We start from the raw sequence: 15,365 nt of genomic DNA on the forward strand, positions 1-15,365 counted from the left end.
GGCAGACCAGTGCGGAGTGGTGTAGACCGCAACATCGAGATCCAGTGCTGGTGCTAACAATAGCAAGCAACTGTGACGGGGTGTGTCACGTATCTCAGGCAGCACGAAGGCCCCGCACACCGTGCGGGGCCTTCGCCGGGTTTCTACCCCTTGACCTCGTATTCCACCAGGACGCGGCGCAGCAGCTTGCCGGTCGGGTTGCGCGGCAGGTCGTCCAGGAAGATCACATCGCGCGGCACCTTGTAACGCGCCAGATTGTCGCGGACGTGGTTCTTGATGTCGTCGGCCTCGGGGCTGTGCCCCGGTTCCGGAACGACGAAGGCGCGCAGGCGCTTGCCGAACTCCACGTCGTCCACGCCGATCACCGCGACGTCGAACACGTCCGGCCGCTCCAGCAGCAGGTTCTCCACCTCCTGCGGGAAGACGTTCTCGCCGCCGGAGACGATCATGTCGTCGTCGCGGCCGTCCACCATGAGCAGGCCGTGCTCGTTGAAGTGGCCGACGTCGCCGCTGGACATGTAGCCGTCGATGATCTGCTTGTGCCGGCCGTCGGTGTAGCCCTCGAAGGGCGCGCCGGAGCGGATGAAGATGCGCCCGGTGGTGCCGGCGCCGTGCACCCGCTGATCGTTGTCGTCGTAGAGCCGCACCTCGCAGGTGACCGGCGCGCGGCCGACCGTGCCGGGGGCCAGTGCCAGTTCCTCCGGGTTGGCGACCGTGGCGACGGCGCATTCGGTGGAGCCGTACAGGTTGTAGAGCACCGGACCGAACGTCTCGGTGGCCTTGACACACAGTTCGGGCGCGAGCGCGGAGCCGGCCAGCACGATGGCGTTCAGCGCGGACAGGTCGTACTTGGCGCGCACCTCCGCGGGCAGCTCGACCATGCGGTGCAGCATGGTCGGCACCGCGACCAGCATCTCGGCCTTGTGGTCGGACAGCATCTTCAGGGTGGCCTCGGCGTCGAAGCGGCGGCGCACCACCACCTTGTTGCCGATGGACCCGGCCAGCATCCAGGTGGCCAGGCCGGTGCTGTGGAAGATCGGCGAGACGATCACCATGGTGCCCCGGTTGGGGAACGGGATCCGGTCGGCCAGCTGGGCGGGCGCCACCGGGGTGATCTTGCTGCGCGGCGCGCCCTTGGGCAGGCCGGTGGTGCCGCTGGTGAGGATGATGAAGCCGCCGGGCGCCTTCGGCGCGGGCAGCGCTTCGCTGGAGTTGGCGGCCACCAGATCATCGAGAGTCTGTGCGCCGCTGGGCAATTCGGTGCCCTCGTCGACCCAGGTCAGGTAGCGCGGCAGATCGGCGGGCAGCGCGTCGAGCAGGCCCAGGAACTCGCTGTCGTGCAGCACGGCCGTGACCTTCTCGCGGGCACAGACCTCGGCGAACTGCGGCTTGGCGAAACCGGTGTTCATCAGCGCGATGCGCACGCCGAGCTTGCCCGCCGCGCCCATGGCCAGGATCAGGCCCCGGTGATCGCGCGCGAGCAGCGCCACCACCTGGCCCGCGGTGATCCCCGCGGCCTGCAAACCCCGCGCGATGGCGTTGGATTGGTCGTCGAGCTGCTTCCAGGTCAGCTCGCCGCGCTCGTCCACCAGGCCCGGGTTGTCCGGCACGACGCGGGCCGAATGCCGGATCGCGGTGGCCTGCGGGCCGAACACCTGGGAATCCTTGACGGTGCGCAGCGACTCCAGTGGCTTACGTGGATCGGTGACACCCCTTTTGCGAAGAACCCCCAGCGCTTTCACGACTTCCAGTGCGTGCGCCACTTTCATGCGTACACCCTCCACGGTGAAATCTCGCGAGGCTTGCGCCCCGGTCTCGACGCCCACACCGTAGCAGTGAGTTGCCCAGGTCACAGCAAACTGAGGTCGGTTGGCTTCACTCTGTTCCGTCCGGGGGGACCGGCGGCAGCCCCTCGCTGGCCCGCAGCTTCTCGGCCATGCTGGTGAGCAGGTGCTGGGACTCGGGCGACAGGTCGAAGGCCCGGCTGGACAGGCGGCGCAGCCCGTAGCCCTGCAACTGCGCCAGCAGCGCGAAATCGTGGTCGACCTTCGCGGCGTAGGTGTCGTTGAAGAAGTAATCCGGCTTGACCTTGAAGAAGCGCGCCAGCGCGGCCACCGTCTCGTCCGACGGGTTGCGACGGCGCCCCGAACGCAGCTGGGACAGATAGGGTTTGGAGATCGGATGACCGGCCGCGGTGAGCGCCGCCGCGACCTCGGCGTTGGTGTGTGCGTTGCGCCCGGGCGGGCGTACCGTTTCGAACAGCTTGTTCAACCGGGCGCTGAACGGCGGCAGCGCGCTGTTCGCCGCGGGCAGGTCGTCCAGGAAGGCGATCGCATTGCCGGCGGCGTGTACCTCCTCCAAGGCGGCCGCCATGCGGCGTACCCGCGACACCCGCGCGTTCGGAACGGCCGATTGCCTTGGATGCGTGGCGGATTCGCAGACCGAGGAGCGTTCGAGCAGGGCTCGCGCCCGCTCGGCGTTGTCGTCGAGAGTCATCACTGCTCCTTTCCGGCGAGGCGGTTGATCCAGGTGTGCTCGAGCCGCAGCCGCGCCCAGCGGCGTTCGACCGCCTTCGCCGAGGCCCAGTCGAACAGTGTCGCGATCTCGGCCGCGGTGTAGCCGGAGGCCTTGCCCCAGACCAGATTCCGATCGCGTTCGGACAGCTCGGCCAGGTGGTGGTAGACCACCCGGCGGTTCACCACGGTCTCGGCGACGTCGGGGCCGCTGCGCGAGTCGGGAAACTCCTCGAGCGAGTCGACGCAGGTCTCGGAGAGTTCGCCGGAGCGGCGGTATCTTCGGAAGGCGTCGACGAAGGCGTAGAGGCAGGACCGGATGAAATAGGCCGACAGACTCGCCCCGCCGTCCCGGCGCCAGCCGGTGCCCGCCAGGGCTTTGCGCCGGAAACTGACCAGCGCCGCCGCGACCGTGTCGTTCACCAGGTCCTCGCTCAGTCGCGCCGAGACCAGCTGGCGTTCCCGGACGGAGGGATGCAGATCGCGGCCCATCCCTTCGGTCTGGGCGAAGATGTGGCCCGACCGTAGCCAGGCGGTCAGCACCACCAGCCCGTAGCGGACCAGCCGGTCCGCCAGGACATCCCAGGCGGGACCCCGGAAACCCGTCGCGTCGACCAGGTCGAAGAGCTCCTGTTCGGCAGCCTCGATCATGGGATCGAACTGCACGGGCCCGCCATCGCTCGGTTGTTGCGCGTCGTTGGCCACCCCACCACCTCCCTGCACGGCTTTTTCCAAGTTATAGGCCGGGCGTGGTGCGGTAACCCCCTGTGTCGCAACGGATGAGCAAACCTGACCTGTCAGCTACTCCGGTCAGCGCCGTGAACTGGCCAAAGCCACGAGAAGTGGGACGACGCGGGAAGCGGGCACTTCGAAACGGCCGCGCCCCGCGGTGTGCAGCCAACCGACAGCAGCCAGTTGACGCAGGTGATGGTAGATCTGGCCGGAGGTGCCGACCTCGGGCAGGCCGGCCAGCTCGGCGGCGGTGCGCCGACCCGCGAGAATGGCGCGCAGCAGCCGCAGCCGCACCGGACTGCCGAGCGCGGCAAGGCATTCGGCGGCCTCGTCGGCGTCGTCGAGGAGCAGATCGTCGGTGCTGAATCCGCTCTGCCAGCCGTACTGCTCACCCGGAGGTAGTCGCACCGATCCGGTGAGCAGCACGCCGCCGTTCAGCTCGTCCGCCGCGGCGTACTCCTGCTTCAGCCGGTGCAGCGCCCACAGTTCCTCGTCCACCGGTATCGCGATCTGTACCGGCATCTCCTGTGCGGCTTCGAGTTTCGCAAGCCGCCGCTCCAACTCCGCGACGCGTTCTTCCAGGCCCACGGGTACGAGATTACGAAACTACGTATCTTCGGGCAATGGTTTGTTTCCGTCCCTATCCCCGCTGGTAGGTGAGGGTGTAGGTGGTGTTCCCGGCGCTGGATTCGTAGCCGCCACCGCCGGAGATCCCGGCCAGCTCGCCGGTGCCCGAGCCCGGCACGATCGACCATTCGGCGCGCGAATCGCCGGTCGGGGTGAAGGTCCCGGACATGCGCAGCACGAAGCTTCCGGTGCGCCCGTGCAAGGTGCCCCGGGTGCGCTGGAGGCTGTCGAAGGTGCCGCTGCCGTCCGGGGCGCTGTACATCAGGCCCCGCCAGTCGGCCTCGCCCGCCAGATCGCCGCGATAGAGGTCGAAGCCCTGCGCGGTGGCCAGGGCCGGGCCCGGTGTGTCCAGGCCCGCGTACTCGGCCTGCTCCCAGGACTTCGATTCGATGGTGCCGGTGGCGGTCAGTGTTTCGCTCATGCCCCGACCGTATTTCCGGCGACGGGAGTGGTCTTGAACAAACGCGAACGCGGGGACAATGGGGTGATGGACCCGATCGCCGAGGCCCCGCCGCGCGGCCTGCTCGATCCGCACGCCGGTGCGGGGCTGTATCGCGAGTCGTTTATCCCGGTGGCGGCCGACCTGGCCGCCGTCCTCGCGCACCACTGGACGGTGCGCTGGGACCTGGGCGACCGGGAGCCCTATATGGTCGAAGTGCTGCCGCATCCCGCGGTGATTCTCGTGGTCGACAGCGGGGTGTGCCGCGTGCACGGCGTATTGCGCGGCCGGTTCGAGCAGGCGCTCGCGGGCAGCGGCGATATCTTCGGCACCACATTCCGGCCCGGCGGATTCCACGCGGTCCTCGGACGGCCGGTGGCCGCGCTGACCGACCGGGTCGTGCCGGGAACGGAGATCTTCGGCGGCGCCGCCGACGTGTTCGCCGCCCGCGTCGCGGACGCCGTTACCCCGGACGAGCGCAGGGAATTTTCGGAACAATTTGTCCGCCAACATATTTCCGTGCCCGCTCCGGGGGTAGCGCTGGTCAACGAGATCGTCGACGCGGTACTGGCCGATCGGGAAATTCTGCGGGTCGACGACATCGCCGCCCGCTTCGGATTGGGAAAACGCACTCTGCAGAAGCTGTTTCGCGAATATGTCGGCGTCTCGCCGAAATGGGTGATACAGCGTTATCGCCTGCACGAGGCCGCGCAACGCCTCGATTCCGCCGAGGCGGACCTGGCCACCGTGGCCGCCGAACTCGGCTACGCCGACCAGGCCCATTTCGCTCGCGACTTCAAATCCGCGACTGGCCGCGCCCCCGCTGCCTATCGTTGCTAAACGAGAGATCGTCTGTAGGGTGTGGGCGTGGAATTGATCAAGTCGTTCACGACCGAACAATTCGAATCCGCGCTGGCCTCCTGGGAATGGATCGGCCTGGCGGATAAGACGCCGCTGTGTGCCTCGATTTTCGGCGATGTCTTCTTCGACTCGGCCGACGGTCTATGGTGGCTGGACACCCTGAACGGGGAATTGACCCGCCCGTGGGACAATGCCGACGACCTGGCGAAAGATCTGGACACCGCCGACGGCATGGAGCAGTACCTGCTGGCCAGCCTGGCCGCCGCGACCGCCGAGACCGGCCTGGTCCCGGCCGAGAACGAGGTCTACGATTTCGCGCACCCGCCGATCCTGGGCGGCGAGCTCGAGGTCGCGAACGTGCAGGTCACCGATTTCGTCGCGAGCGTCAACATCGCGGGCCAGATCCATCAGCAGATCGCCGACCTGCCGCCCGGCGCGACGGTCGATCTGGACATCCTCGCGCCCAAATAGGGTCCTTTCCCCCTTGTGCGGGCGCGCTGCGCTCGGTTCAATCCTGGGGTGGACGACGCCCAACGTCAGGCGGACGCGTCAGTGCGGGTCTCGGCGCTGACGGCGCTGTACGCCGCCGCCATGCAACGCGACAGCGCGGTCCAGGCCGGGGTGGTCGCGGTGTACACGATCGTCTTCGCGTTCAGCGGCGTGCTGATCACCTCGATCACCAACCATCCCGAGACCTTCCGCGGGTCGCTGGTGGCGCTGGTTCCGCTGCCGGTGTGGGTGCTCGTCACCTTGGCGGTGATCATGAGCAAGGCGGCCGCGGTGAACCAGCGCAGGCTGGAGTACTTCCAGTACCAGCTGGACGCGATCGCGCGGATCGACGGCCGGGCCCTCGGCGCCTTCGACACCCGCTGGCGCTGGGGCCTGGGCGGCGCGGTGGGCTTGGTGCTGCTGATCCCGGCGGTCCTGCTCCCGGCGATGACGATCTACTGCCTCATCCGTGCGAGCTCGGCCGGGTGGGGCTGGCTGGGCTGGGCGGTGCTGTACGCGATCTTCAGCGTCGTCCTGTTCGCCGCGGCGATGGCCGGGCGCGCCCTGCCGCCGGACAGTCCACAACAGTTCCCGGCTGCGCCCGGCGCCAAGCCGGCGCAGAAAAGACGCCGGTGAGTCACGATCCACCTCCGGGCTGAGTGCGGGTGAGCATGTGCGCGCGCCGCATACGCCCGTCCGGCGTGAACTCGCCGAAGAAGTACACCTCGATGGCCAGCTCCTGGTTCCGCTGCCGCACCTCGAGGGTGTAGCGCGCCGCGATGCGGCCGTTGTCGCCGAACGCTTCGTGCACCTCGACGCGGCCGCTCGGCCGGTTCTTGCGCACCGGGCGGGTGTGCGCGATCAGCTTGTCGCGGTCGATCCGATGCCCGTCCGCGATCTGCACGATGTCGGGCGTGTGGAAGCGGTCCACCACGGCCGCCGGGTCCGCGTCGTCGGCGAGCAGCTGTTCGTTGAAACTGGTGAAGAAGTCGGCGAGGAAGCGCGCGGGGGCGGTGGTAGGGGAGAGGGGCATGGGTCTCCTGACCGAGCAGTTAACTCTTACAATGTGTAAGATATAGATCCATGGAAACTCTGACAAGGTGTAAGAAATAAATGCCGCCGTCCCAGCGCAAGCCGCGCGCCGACGCCCAGCGCAGCCGCACCGCGATCCTCGACGCGGCCGCCCGCATCCTGAACGACCACCCCGACGCCGCCGTCGAAACGATCGCCGCCGCCGCGAACGTAACCCGCCAAACCGTCTACGCCCACTTCCCCTCGCGCGAACTCCTGCTGCGCGCGGTGGTAACCCGCCTCACCGACCTGACCGTCGCCGCCATGGACGACGCCGACCCCGACACCGGCCCGGCGGCCGACGCCCTGCTCCGTGTGCTCGCCGCGGCCGCCCGCCGCGCGGCCCCCTATCCCGTACTGCTGCAACAGTTCGCCGCCCTACCGGCCGCGCCTGGTCAGGATCACGACCAGCACGCCGAGGTCGCGGACCGCATCACCCGCGTCCTGCGCCGCGGCCAGCGCTCCGGCGAGTTCACCGACGACCTCCCCGCACCCTGGCTCGCCACTGTCGCCATCCAGCTCGCCCACGCGGCCGCCGACGAAAACACCGGCGGCCGCATGACTTCCGCTGCCGCCGACCACGCCTTCACCACCACCCTGCTGCGCGTCCTGGCACCGAAACAAAAGAACCCGGCACGCTGAGCGCACCGGGTTCCGTTGTCTAACAGATCACTTCAGTTCGGCACTGGTCTTCCCGAGCACCCGGCGCGCCACGATCAGCTGCTGGATCTGCTGGGTGCCCTCGAAGATGTCGAGGATCTTGGAGTCGCGGCCCCACTTCTCCAGCAGGGTGTGCTGCGAGTAGCCGATCGTGCCGGCCAGCTCGACGGCCTTGAGGGTGACGTCGGTGCCGGTGCGGCCCGCCTTGGCCTTGGACATCGAAGCCTCGAGCGAGTTCGGCTTCTTGTTGTCGGCCATCCACGCCGCGCGCAGCGACAGCAGGTAGGCCGACTCGTAATCGGCTTCCATGCGCAGGAATTCGGCCGCGGCGGCGTGCTGGTTGTTGGCCGGGATGTCGTAGGAGATCTCGACACCGGCGGCGGTCAGGATCGCCCGCAGCTCCTCGAGAGCGGCACGGGCGACACCGACGGCCATCGCGGCCACCAGTGGACGGGTGTTGTCGAAGGTCTGCATGACCCCGGCAAAACCCTTCTCCACGTTGACTTCCGGGCTGCCGAGAATGTTGTCGGCGGGGATCCGGCAGTCCTGCAGCAGCAGCACCGCGGTGTCGGAGGCCTTGATGCCGAGCTTGTGCTCGAGCCGCGCCACCGACAGACCCGGAGCGTCCCGCGGCACGACGAACGACTTGATCGCCGCGCGGCCCAGGCTCTTGTCCACCGTCGCCCACACCACGATGTGGGTGGAGCGCTGACCGGCGGTGACGAAGATCTTCTCGCCGTTGAGCACCCACTCGTCGCCGTCGCGCACCGCGGTGGTGGTGACCGCGGCCGAGTCCGAGCCGAAGGACGGCTCGGTGATGGCCATGGCCGCCCACACCTTGCCGAACCGCTCCAGCTGCTCGTCGGTCGCGACCGCGGCGATGGCGGCGTTGCCCAGGCCCTGGTAGGGGATCGACAGCATCAGGCCGACGTCGCCCCAGGAGGTCTCCAGGGCGTTCAGCAGCGCGGACATGTTGCCGCCGTTGCTGTTTCCGAGCAGCTCGGTGGCGTGCTCGTCGTCGTCGGAACGACCGCCGGCCGCGCCGCCGATCTTCTGCGTGCCCGAATCGGCGAGGCCCTCCACCATGGCCGCCATGGTGTCCAGCTCGACCGGGTAGTCGTGCTCACCGAGGTCGTACTTGCGCGAGATCGGGCGGAAGATCTCCTGCGCGACCTGATGCGCCTGATTGGCACTGGCCCGCAGCTTCTTGGGGAGTTCGAGGTTGATCATGAGGAAGTCTCCTGGAAGTAAGGAACGAGCCGGTTAGATGAGCACGACACCTTCGGCGACGCCGACGGCCCGCAGATCGCGGTACCAGCGCTCGACCGGGTGTTCCTTGGTGAAGCCGTGGCCGCCGAGCAGCTGCACGCCGTCCAGGCCGATCTGCATGCCCTTGTCGGTGGCGAGCTTGCGGGCCAGCGCGGCCTCGCGACCGAAGGACAGCCCCTGCTCCGCGCGTGACGCACCCCGCAGAGTCACGAGACGGAGGCCGTCGAGCTCGATGGCCATGTTGGCGACCATGAACGCGACCGCCTGCCGGTGCGAGATCGGCTCGCCGAAGGCTTCCCGCTCGTTCACGTAGGGGATCACGTAGTCGAGCACGGCCTGACCGGTGCCCGCGGCGAGCGAGGCCCAGCCCAGGCGCGCCAGGCGCACCGCGTCGGCGTAGTCCTCGGCGCGGGACTTCGCGTCACCGTCGCCCAGGATGGCCTCGGTGCCGACGGCGACGTCGTTCAGGATCAACCGGCCGATGCCGGCGGCGCGCAGACCCATGCTCGGGTCGGCCTCCACCACCAGGCCGGCGGCGTCCGACTCGACGATGAAGATCGCCGGGCGGCCGTCGAGTTCGGCGGCGACGAGGAATAGTTCGGCGTCGGCGGCGGCCGGCACCAGCGACTTCACGCCGTTGAGGCGGTAGCCGCTGGGCGAGCGGGTGGCCTTGGTCTGCAGCGCGAACGGGTCGAACAGGGCGCGCGGTTCGCTGATCACGACCGAGGCCTGCGGCACGCTCTCGCCGGTGAAGGCGGGCAGGTAGGTCTGCTGCTGGGCGTCGGTGCCCCACTGCGCCAGCGCGACCGCGACGCCCGAGGGCGCCAGGATCGGCAGCGCCAGGCCCATATCGCCGTGGGCGAGCGCCTCGGCGACCATCGAGTTGGTGACCGCGCCGCGCTCGGAGGCAGCGCCCTCCAGCTCCTCGGGCACGTTGATCAGGGTGATGCCGAGTTCGGCGGCGCGCTCGAGCAGGTCACGCGGGGCCTTGGCGGCGGCGTCGGCCTCGTAGGCGGCCGGGCGCAGGATCTCGCCGGCGAACTCGCGCACCGTCTCGACGATCATCTGCTGCTCGTCGGACGGGGTGATGTCGAACAGGTCCTTCTTCTTGGACTCGTTCTCCGGCAGGCGCTTGGGCGCGCCGCCGCCGGCGACCTTGTTGAACACGCGGGTCGCGGCGCCCAGCGTGCGGAAACCGGTCTTCGTGCCTTCGTAGGTGACTCGCTCGATCGGCTTGCGCAGGTTGTACTTCTCGGCGAGCTCCGACCCGGTAATGGTCGTCATCACCCGCATCGCCGCCCCCATCCAGTCCCGCTTGGGGTGGCCGAGGCCGACTGCGGACGTGTCTTGACGTCGCGTCGTTGCGCTGTCTCGAGTACTCATCATCACCTGTTTTCTCGGGTGGGTGGGGTGAGGTCTGGTCCCAGCTATCTTACTGCGGAGTAAGTCTATCTTACTCCTCGGTAAGAACTGCGTCGAGGCGCAGCATACGCGGTTGTTTCCGATCATGGGACCGCAGTGGGGAAACCTGTAGCTGCGGACAGGGCGCGAGCCGGGCCGGATGCGGGCGCGCGAGCGGCAAACGGGGGTGGACGCGAGCCGGGGACGCGGATCGGGCGGCGGCGCGCGGGCGGGTGTGGGACAGTGTCGGAATGTACTGGGTGGCAGGTATTTTCGCCGCCGTCCTGGCCGCGTTCGCGGACCGGTACGGATATCACCGGGACGAGATGTACTTCCTCGCGGCCGGGCGGCGGCTGGCCTGGGGGTACCCGGATCAGCCGCCGTTCACGCCCCTGGTGGCCCGGGCCATGTCGGAGCTCGACGCGGAATCGCTGGTGCTGCTGCGGGTACCGGCGATCCTCGCCGCCACCCTGGTGGTCCTGTGCACCGGGTGGCTGGCGCGGGAATTCGGCGGCGGGCGCGCGGCCCAGGCGCTGGCCGCGAGCGCGGTGGCGGGCGCGGCACTGGTGCTCGGCGTCGGGCACATGTTGAGCACCGCGGTGTTCGATCTCGCGGCGTGGTCGGTGCTCGCGCTGCTGGTGGTGAAGCTGGTCAACGGGGCGGACCGGCGCTGGTGGCTGGTGCTCGGCGTGGTGGCGGGCCTCGGTCTGCAGAACAAGGCGCTGCTGGTCTTCCCGCTGATCGTGCTGGCGGGCGCGCTGGCGAGCATCGGTCCGCGCGAGATCTTCGCCAGTAGATATTTCCCGATCGCCGTCGGGATCGCGGGTGTGATCTGGCTGCCGTATCTGGTGTGGCAGGCCGACAACGACTGGCCGCAGTGGGAGTTGAGCCGGGCGATCGCGGGCGGGTCGTCGGGGACGTCGGGATCGCCGCTCGAATTCGTGCTGCTGCAATTCGGGCTGATGGGTCCTCTGCTGGTGCCGTTGTGGCTGTTCGGCTGGTGGCGATTGTGGCGGGAGCGGCGGTATCGCGCGTTCGCGGTCGGCTACGTGGCGCTGTTCGTGCTCTATCTGGTGACCGGCGGGAAGGCCTACTACCTGGGCGGGATGTATCCGATCTTGCTGGCCGCCGCGGCGGTGCCGGTCGCCGCGTGGTTCGGCGACAGTCGAATGCGCCGGGCGGGCGCGATTTTCGTCGTCACGCTGAACGCGACGCTCTCGGCGGTGCTGTTCCTGCCGGTGCTCCCGGTCTCCGAACTCCGCGACGCGCCGGTCCTCGCGGTCAACTACGACGCGGGGGAGACGATCGGCTGGCCGCGGTTCGCCGCCCAGATCGGCCGGGTCCGAAGCGGTCTCGGCCCGTCGGTCGCCATTCTCACCTCGAACTACGGCGAGGCGGGTGCGGTCGAACGGTACGGAGCCGAATACGACCTGCCGACACCGCATTCGGGTCACAACGCCTACTGGTGGTGGGGGCCGCCGAGCGACGCGGCCGCCGAGGTGATCACGATCGGTATCGAAACCGATCGCCTGAGTGCCCTGTTCGCCGAGTGCCGCCCTGCGGGCCGGATCGACAACGGGCTCGATATCGACAATGACGAACAGGGCGAACCGATCTCGGTGTGCACGCGGCCACGTCGCCCCTGGTCGGAGCTGTGGCCGGAGCTTCGCCGCCTCGGTTGACCGGCGGCTGTTAGGTTGGCGCGTATGGCAAAAGGGCTGGGGAGTAGGCGGTTTCGTGCGATCGGGACGTCCTGCGCCGTGGCGCTCGGCGTACTCGCCGGTGCGCCGGGGGCGGGAGCGATGGGTCCCGGGACCTGTTCGGACGGTTGGGAAGTCGGCACCGTGGCCAGCGGCCTCGGGAATCTGGAGAATCTCGACTCCGACGGCGCGGGCGGGTTCTATGTCACCGGTATCGTCGACGGATATCTCGCGCACGTCGACGCGCAAGGGCAGTTCGAGAAACTGGTCACCGGGCTGGAGAATCCGGCGGGTGTGCGGGTGGCCGGAAACTACGTCTACTACCTCACCGGTGACGGGCTCACCGCGGCGCCGGGCACCTTGCAGCGCTTCGATCGCGAAACCCGCGCCGTCACCACGCTGCTCACCGGATTGAACGGCCCCAACGGCCTGCTGCTCCTCCCCGACGGGGACCTGCTCTTCACCACGATCGGCGTCAGCGGCGTGCCGACGGGCATCGCCCGGTATCGGCCCGGCACCGGCGAATACACCAGGACCTGGGCCGATCTCCCGCTCTCCAACGGCATCGCGCTCGCACCCGGCGGCACGTCGATCTTCGCCGACAACCTGAGCCTGCGGATCTTCCGGATCCCGCTCGACCGCCCCGCCGAGCAGACCGTCGTCACCGGCATCCCGCAGCTGACGGGCCTGCTCGACGACATGGAGGCCACCCGATCGGGAACCCTCTTCGTCGCCGACCACATACAGGGCGCGATCTACCAGGTCGACACCGTCACCGGCGCGGCCTGCTCCCTCGTCACCGGCCTGATCAAACCCGGTGCCGTGCGCGTTCCGCCGGACGGCGCCACCTCGGTGCGCATCGCCCGCGACGGCGCCGAGTGGGCGCTGTTCGCGACCAGCATGGACGGCGCCCTCTACCGTCTCCGTCCGCCCGCCGGCTTCGATCTCACACCGGCGACTCCGCAGCCCTGACGTCGCAACCGCTCGCGCGCGGTGGTTTCGCGGCGTGCGGCGTGATCGAAGTGCGCGGTACTGTCGATCGGACTGCGGTGAGAGGAGCGATGGTGGTCGAAGCGGCACTGATGACAGCGGCCGGCCCCGAGGACGCGGCGGACATCGCCGGGCTGCGGGATCGATTGGCGCAGTGGATGGTCGACAACGGCATCGCGCAGTGGCTGCCGGGCGAATACTCCGCCGATCTCGTCGCCGGTGAGGTGGAGCGCGGCGAGTGGTACGTCTGGCGCGAAGGCGGCGAGCTGATCGCGGCGGTCCGCCTGATCTGGCGCGACCCGGACTTCTGGGGCGCCGACGACGCCGAGGCCGGCTACATCCACGGCCTGATGGTCGCCCCTGAACAGCGGGGCCGCGAGCTCGGCGCCCGCATCATCCAATTCTGCGCCGAGCGCACCCTCGCCCAGGGCATCCATCGGCAGCGGCTGGACACCGCCGCCGACAACCAGGTGCTCCGGAAGTATTACGCCGCACAGGGTTTCACCGAGTTGCGGGAAGCCCCGCTGCCGCCCCGGTTCCAGGGGACCGCGACGGTGGTCCTGTACGAAAAGGCGCTCACGCCCTAGCCACGCAGCCGGCCCAGCACCTCGTCCTGGAGCAGGCCGTTGCTGGCCACGGCGTCACCGCCGTGCGGACCGGGCTTGCCGTCCAGCGCGGTGAACGTGCCACCGGCCTCGCGGACCAGGATGTCGAGCGCGGCCAGATCCCACAGCGACACTTCGGGTTCGGTGGCGATATCGACCGCGCCCTCGGCGAGCAGGCAGTACGACAGGAAATCGCCGTAGCCGCGCACCCGCCAGACCGCGTCGGTGAGATCGAGGAACTGCTCGCGCAACCCGCGGTCCCGCCAGCCGGACAGACTGGAGAACGCCAGGCTCGCCGACGCGAGATCGGCGACGGCCGACACCGTGATCGGCTTGGGCGCGCCGGGATGGAACTGCGTCCAGGCGCCGGCCCCGGTGCTCGCCCACCACCGGCGGGCCAGCGCGGGCGCACTGACGACGCCGAGCACCGGCACGCCGTCCTCCAGCAGTGCGATCAGAGTCGCCCAGATCGGGACGCCGCGAACGAAGTTCTTGGTCCCGTCGATCGGGTCGATCACCCACTGACGGCCGCTGAACTCGACGTCCCCGCCGAATTCCTCGCCCAGCACCGCGTCCTCGGGCCGGGCGTGTTCGAGCAGCCCGCGGATCGCCTTCTCCACCGCGAGATCGGCGTCCGAGACCGGCGTCAGATCCGGCTTCGAATCGACCTTCAGGTCCAGCGCGCCGAAGCGCGCCTCGGTGATCGAATCGGCCTCATCGGCCAATCGCAGGGCAAGTTCGAGGTCGGAGGAGTGCGCAGCCACGCAGGAACCCTATCCGCCCGGCGGCGCCGACCTCACCACCGCACCGGCGTGCCCGGCTCACCAGCCGCGCGCGAAACGCACCGCCTCCTCGACGGCCGCCATGTCGATGTCGTCCAGGCGCGGGTCGCGCTGCTTGGCCAGCGAGAACTCGGCCAGTGCGTCCTCGACGGTGGTGCGGCGGGCCGAGGCGGTGAGTTCCTGGCGGACGAAGGCGTCGACGGTGAGCTTGGAGGCGAACGCGCGGCGGCACCACACGGCGACCACCTCCGCCGGCAGGTTGTAGCTCTGCAGCAGGTGCAGCGCGCCCGTATCGATCGTGGGGTCGGCCGGCCAGCCCTCCTCATCGAGGAACTCCACGACCGTGTCGATCGAGTTCCGTCGCCGCGCCAGATCGACGAGTTCGTGCCGGAGGTACTCGGTCAGCCCGAGCCCGGCCCGAGCCGCGCGGCGGTTCAGTACTTCGATGGTGTTCGCGGCGAGATCGTGGGAGTAGGTGTCTGCCATGCAGCCACGCTAACCCGGAATCGGTTCCGCCGCTTCCGGTTCACCCGCCCCGCCCGCGCGCCGCCGTGTGTCGTCCGCACGTCCGCCGCGACGCGCCAGCAGGTCACACGGCCGCCGGCACATTCCGGGCGGCCAGCAGGGCGGCCGACCACCAGTGCAATTGGTCGAGCATCGCCGCCGCCGCGGCATTCGGCTCCGCCGGGTCGAGCAGCGCGCCCTGCTCGTCGAACAGCAGGTAGTAGCGCGGGAAGGAGACGTAGTTCCGCACCGTGTGCGCGTCGAGTTCGTTGAAGACCTGACGCAGGTGCTCGATGGCGAGCAACCCGCCGGTGAGGCCGCTGTAGCCGACGAACCCGATCGCCTTCTGCTGCCACTGGGTGAAGTGCCAGTCGATGGCGGTTTTGAGCGAGGCCGGGTAGCTGCGGTTCAGGTCCGGGGTGACGATGACGAACGCGTCGGCGGCGTCGAGCCGCTCGGTCAGGTTCAGCATGCCGGCGGGGCGCGGCGGGTTCGGCTCGAACATCGGTGAGGTGGCGGGCAATTCGAGCGGCAGATCCATCTCGGCCAGATCGATGACGTCGACCTCGAATCCGCCGTGCGCGGCCGCCTGTTCGGCGAACCAAGCGGCCACGGTGGGGCCGAAGCGCCCGGCCCGGACGCTGCCGATGATCACTGCGAGCTTCATGACGTGCTCCTTCGACGGTGGGGGGCCGGGAACCCGGCCGCTCCACCACTCTGCG

The 15,365-nt window shown here is 69.1% G+C and carries 18 protein-coding genes; 7 read left to right on the forward strand and 11 right to left on the reverse strand.

Translation table 11 applies throughout. From position 1 onward, the window contains the following. Positions 1 to 143: 143 nt before the first annotated feature. The 5 genes from AB0I43_RS08695 to AB0I43_RS08715 all read right to left on the reverse strand — a co-directional run bounded on the left by AB0I43_RS08695 (position 144) and on the right by AB0I43_RS08715 (position 4,293). Positions 144 to 1,769 carry an acyl-CoA synthetase gene (locus AB0I43_RS08695; protein WP_356976934.1) on the reverse strand — a complete coding sequence of 542 codons (1,626 nt, stop codon included), beginning with the start codon at positions 1,767 to 1,769 and terminating at the stop codon, positions 144 to 146. A 106-nt stretch (positions 1,770 to 1,875) separates the two neighbouring features. Next, positions 1,876 to 2,292, reverse strand: coding sequence for a helix-turn-helix transcriptional regulator (locus tag AB0I43_RS08700; protein WP_356977030.1), 417 nt, complete (start codon positions 2,290 to 2,292; stop codon positions 1,876 to 1,878). A gap of 203 nt (positions 2,293 to 2,495) precedes the next feature. After that, positions 2,496 to 3,179 (reverse strand): hypothetical protein, encoded by a 684-nt coding sequence (locus AB0I43_RS08705; RefSeq protein ID WP_356976932.1) that lies wholly within the window; start codon positions 3,177 to 3,179, stop codon positions 2,496 to 2,498. Between the two features lie 144 nt (positions 3,180 to 3,323). Continuing rightward, positions 3,324 to 3,833, reverse strand: coding sequence for a winged helix-turn-helix domain-containing protein (locus AB0I43_RS08710; protein WP_356976930.1), 510 nt, complete (start codon positions 3,831 to 3,833; stop codon positions 3,324 to 3,326). Positions 3,834 to 3,885: 52 nt separating this feature from the next. Next, positions 3,886 to 4,293 (reverse strand): DUF3224 domain-containing protein, encoded by a 408-nt coding sequence (locus AB0I43_RS08715; RefSeq protein WP_356976928.1) that lies wholly within the window; start codon positions 4,291 to 4,293, stop codon positions 3,886 to 3,888. A 66-nt stretch (positions 4,294 to 4,359) separates the two neighbouring features. Between AB0I43_RS08715 and AB0I43_RS08720 the strand changes: the two genes are divergently transcribed. From AB0I43_RS08720 to AB0I43_RS08730, 3 genes are read left to right on the forward strand one after another with little or no spacing between them, the layout of a single operon-like run. Further along, entirely contained in the window at positions 4,360 to 5,151 is a 792-nt protein-coding gene (locus AB0I43_RS08720) for an AraC family transcriptional regulator (protein ID WP_356976926.1), read from the forward strand. A 27-nt stretch (positions 5,152 to 5,178) separates the two neighbouring features. Then, positions 5,179 to 5,643 carry a T6SS immunity protein Tdi1 domain-containing protein gene (locus AB0I43_RS08725; protein ID WP_356976925.1) on the forward strand — a complete coding sequence of 155 codons (465 nt, stop codon included), beginning with the start codon at positions 5,179 to 5,181 and terminating at the stop codon, positions 5,641 to 5,643. Positions 5,644 to 5,691: 48 nt separating this feature from the next. After that, complete coding sequence (locus AB0I43_RS08730) at positions 5,692 to 6,297, forward strand: hypothetical protein (protein ID WP_356976924.1); 606 nt, start codon at positions 5,692 to 5,694, stop codon at positions 6,295 to 6,297. A 1-nt stretch (position 6,298) separates the two neighbouring features. Here the strand turns inward: AB0I43_RS08730 and AB0I43_RS08735 are convergent, their stop codons facing one another. After that, on the reverse strand, positions 6,299 to 6,694 hold the full coding sequence (locus AB0I43_RS08735; RefSeq protein ID WP_356976922.1) for a nuclear transport factor 2 family protein: 396 nt from the start codon (positions 6,692 to 6,694) through the stop codon (positions 6,299 to 6,301). An 80-nt stretch (positions 6,695 to 6,774) separates the two neighbouring features. On the opposite strand from AB0I43_RS08735, the gene AB0I43_RS08740 reads away from it, so the two are divergent. Next, positions 6,775 to 7,374, forward strand: a complete 600-nt coding sequence (locus AB0I43_RS08740; RefSeq protein WP_356976920.1) for a TetR/AcrR family transcriptional regulator — start codon at positions 6,775 to 6,777, stop codon at positions 7,372 to 7,374. 27 nt (positions 7,375 to 7,401) lie between these two features. Here AB0I43_RS08740 and AB0I43_RS08745 read toward each other — a convergent pair whose 3' ends face one another. Together AB0I43_RS08745 and AB0I43_RS08750 are read right to left on the reverse strand one after the other, a co-directional pair. Beyond that, positions 7,402 to 8,622: an acyl-CoA dehydrogenase family protein gene (locus AB0I43_RS08745; protein ID WP_356976918.1), complete on the reverse strand. Its 1,221-nt coding sequence runs from the start codon at positions 8,620 to 8,622 to the stop codon at positions 7,402 to 7,404. 33 nt (positions 8,623 to 8,655) lie between these two features. Beyond that, positions 8,656 to 10,047, reverse strand: a complete 1,392-nt coding sequence (locus tag AB0I43_RS08750) for an acyl-CoA dehydrogenase family protein (RefSeq protein ID WP_356976916.1) — start codon at positions 10,045 to 10,047, stop codon at positions 8,656 to 8,658. Positions 10,048 to 10,313: 266 nt separating this feature from the next. Between AB0I43_RS08750 and AB0I43_RS08755 the strand changes: the two genes are divergently transcribed. From AB0I43_RS08755 to AB0I43_RS08765, 3 genes are all read left to right on the forward strand, one after another. Beyond that, entirely contained in the window at positions 10,314 to 11,744 is a 1,431-nt protein-coding gene (locus AB0I43_RS08755) for a glycosyltransferase family 39 protein (protein ID WP_356976915.1), read from the forward strand. 162 nt (positions 11,745 to 11,906) lie between these two features. Next, complete coding sequence (locus AB0I43_RS08760; protein WP_356976914.1) at positions 11,907 to 12,734, forward strand: hypothetical protein; 828 nt, start codon at positions 11,907 to 11,909, stop codon at positions 12,732 to 12,734. An 89-nt stretch (positions 12,735 to 12,823) separates the two neighbouring features. Further along, positions 12,824 to 13,339, forward strand: a complete 516-nt coding sequence (locus AB0I43_RS08765) for a GNAT family N-acetyltransferase (protein WP_356976913.1) — start codon at positions 12,824 to 12,826, stop codon at positions 13,337 to 13,339. Here AB0I43_RS08765 and hisN read toward each other — a convergent pair. The 3 genes from hisN to AB0I43_RS08780 form a co-directional block, all read right to left on the reverse strand. Further along, positions 13,336 to 14,121 carry a histidinol-phosphatase gene (gene hisN / locus AB0I43_RS08770; RefSeq protein ID WP_356976912.1) on the reverse strand — a complete coding sequence of 262 codons (786 nt, stop codon included), beginning with the start codon at positions 14,119 to 14,121 and terminating at the stop codon, positions 13,336 to 13,338. The genes AB0I43_RS08765 and hisN overlap by 4 nt on opposite strands. 57 nt (positions 14,122 to 14,178) lie before the next feature. Further along, positions 14,179 to 14,625, reverse strand: a complete 447-nt coding sequence (locus tag AB0I43_RS08775; RefSeq protein ID WP_356976911.1) for a hypothetical protein — start codon at positions 14,623 to 14,625, stop codon at positions 14,179 to 14,181. 103 nt (positions 14,626 to 14,728) lie between these two features. Beyond that, the gene (locus tag AB0I43_RS08780; RefSeq protein ID WP_356976910.1) at positions 14,729 to 15,310 is read right to left on the reverse strand and encodes an NAD(P)H-dependent oxidoreductase; all 582 of its coding nucleotides are present in this window, start codon (positions 15,308 to 15,310) and stop codon (positions 14,729 to 14,731) included. Between the last annotated feature and the right edge of the window lie 55 nt (positions 15,311 to 15,365).

This window comes from Nocardia sp. NPDC050435 (assembly GCF_040655395.1).
Lineage (GTDB): Bacteria > Actinomycetota > Actinomycetes > Mycobacteriales > Mycobacteriaceae > Nocardia.

Coding starts and splice junctions, on each gene's coding strand:
- AB0I43_RS08720 (WP_356976926.1), top strand. CDS start 4,360: ATGGACCCGATCGCCGAGGCCCCGCCGCGCGGCCTGCTCGATCCGCAC.
- AB0I43_RS08755 (WP_356976915.1), top strand. CDS start 10,314: ATGTACTGGGTGGCAGGTATTTTCGCCGCCGTCCTGGCCGCGTTCGCG.
- AB0I43_RS08765 (WP_356976913.1), top strand. CDS start 12,824: ATGGTGGTCGAAGCGGCACTGATGACAGCGGCCGGCCCCGAGGACGCG.
- AB0I43_RS08715 (WP_356976928.1), bottom strand. CDS start 4,293: ATGAGCGAAACACTGACCGCCACCGGCACCATCGAATCGAAGTCCTGG.
- AB0I43_RS08750 (WP_356976916.1), bottom strand. CDS start 10,047: ATGATGAGTACTCGAGACAGCGCAACGACGCGACGTCAAGACACGTCC.
- AB0I43_RS08695 (WP_356976934.1), bottom strand. CDS start 1,769: ATGAAAGTGGCGCACGCACTGGAAGTCGTGAAAGCGCTGGGGGTTCTT.
- AB0I43_RS08780 (WP_356976910.1), bottom strand. CDS start 15,310: ATGAAGCTCGCAGTGATCATCGGCAGCGTCCGGGCCGGGCGCTTCGGC.
- AB0I43_RS08735 (WP_356976922.1), bottom strand. CDS start 6,694: ATGCCCCTCTCCCCTACCACCGCCCCCGCGCGCTTCCTCGCCGACTTC.
- AB0I43_RS08745 (WP_356976918.1), bottom strand. CDS start 8,622: ATGATCAACCTCGAACTCCCCAAGAAGCTGCGGGCCAGTGCCAATCAG.
- AB0I43_RS08775 (WP_356976911.1), bottom strand. CDS start 14,625: ATGGCAGACACCTACTCCCACGATCTCGCCGCGAACACCATCGAAGTA.
- AB0I43_RS08740 (WP_356976920.1), top strand. CDS start 6,775: ATGCCGCCGTCCCAGCGCAAGCCGCGCGCCGACGCCCAGCGCAGCCGC.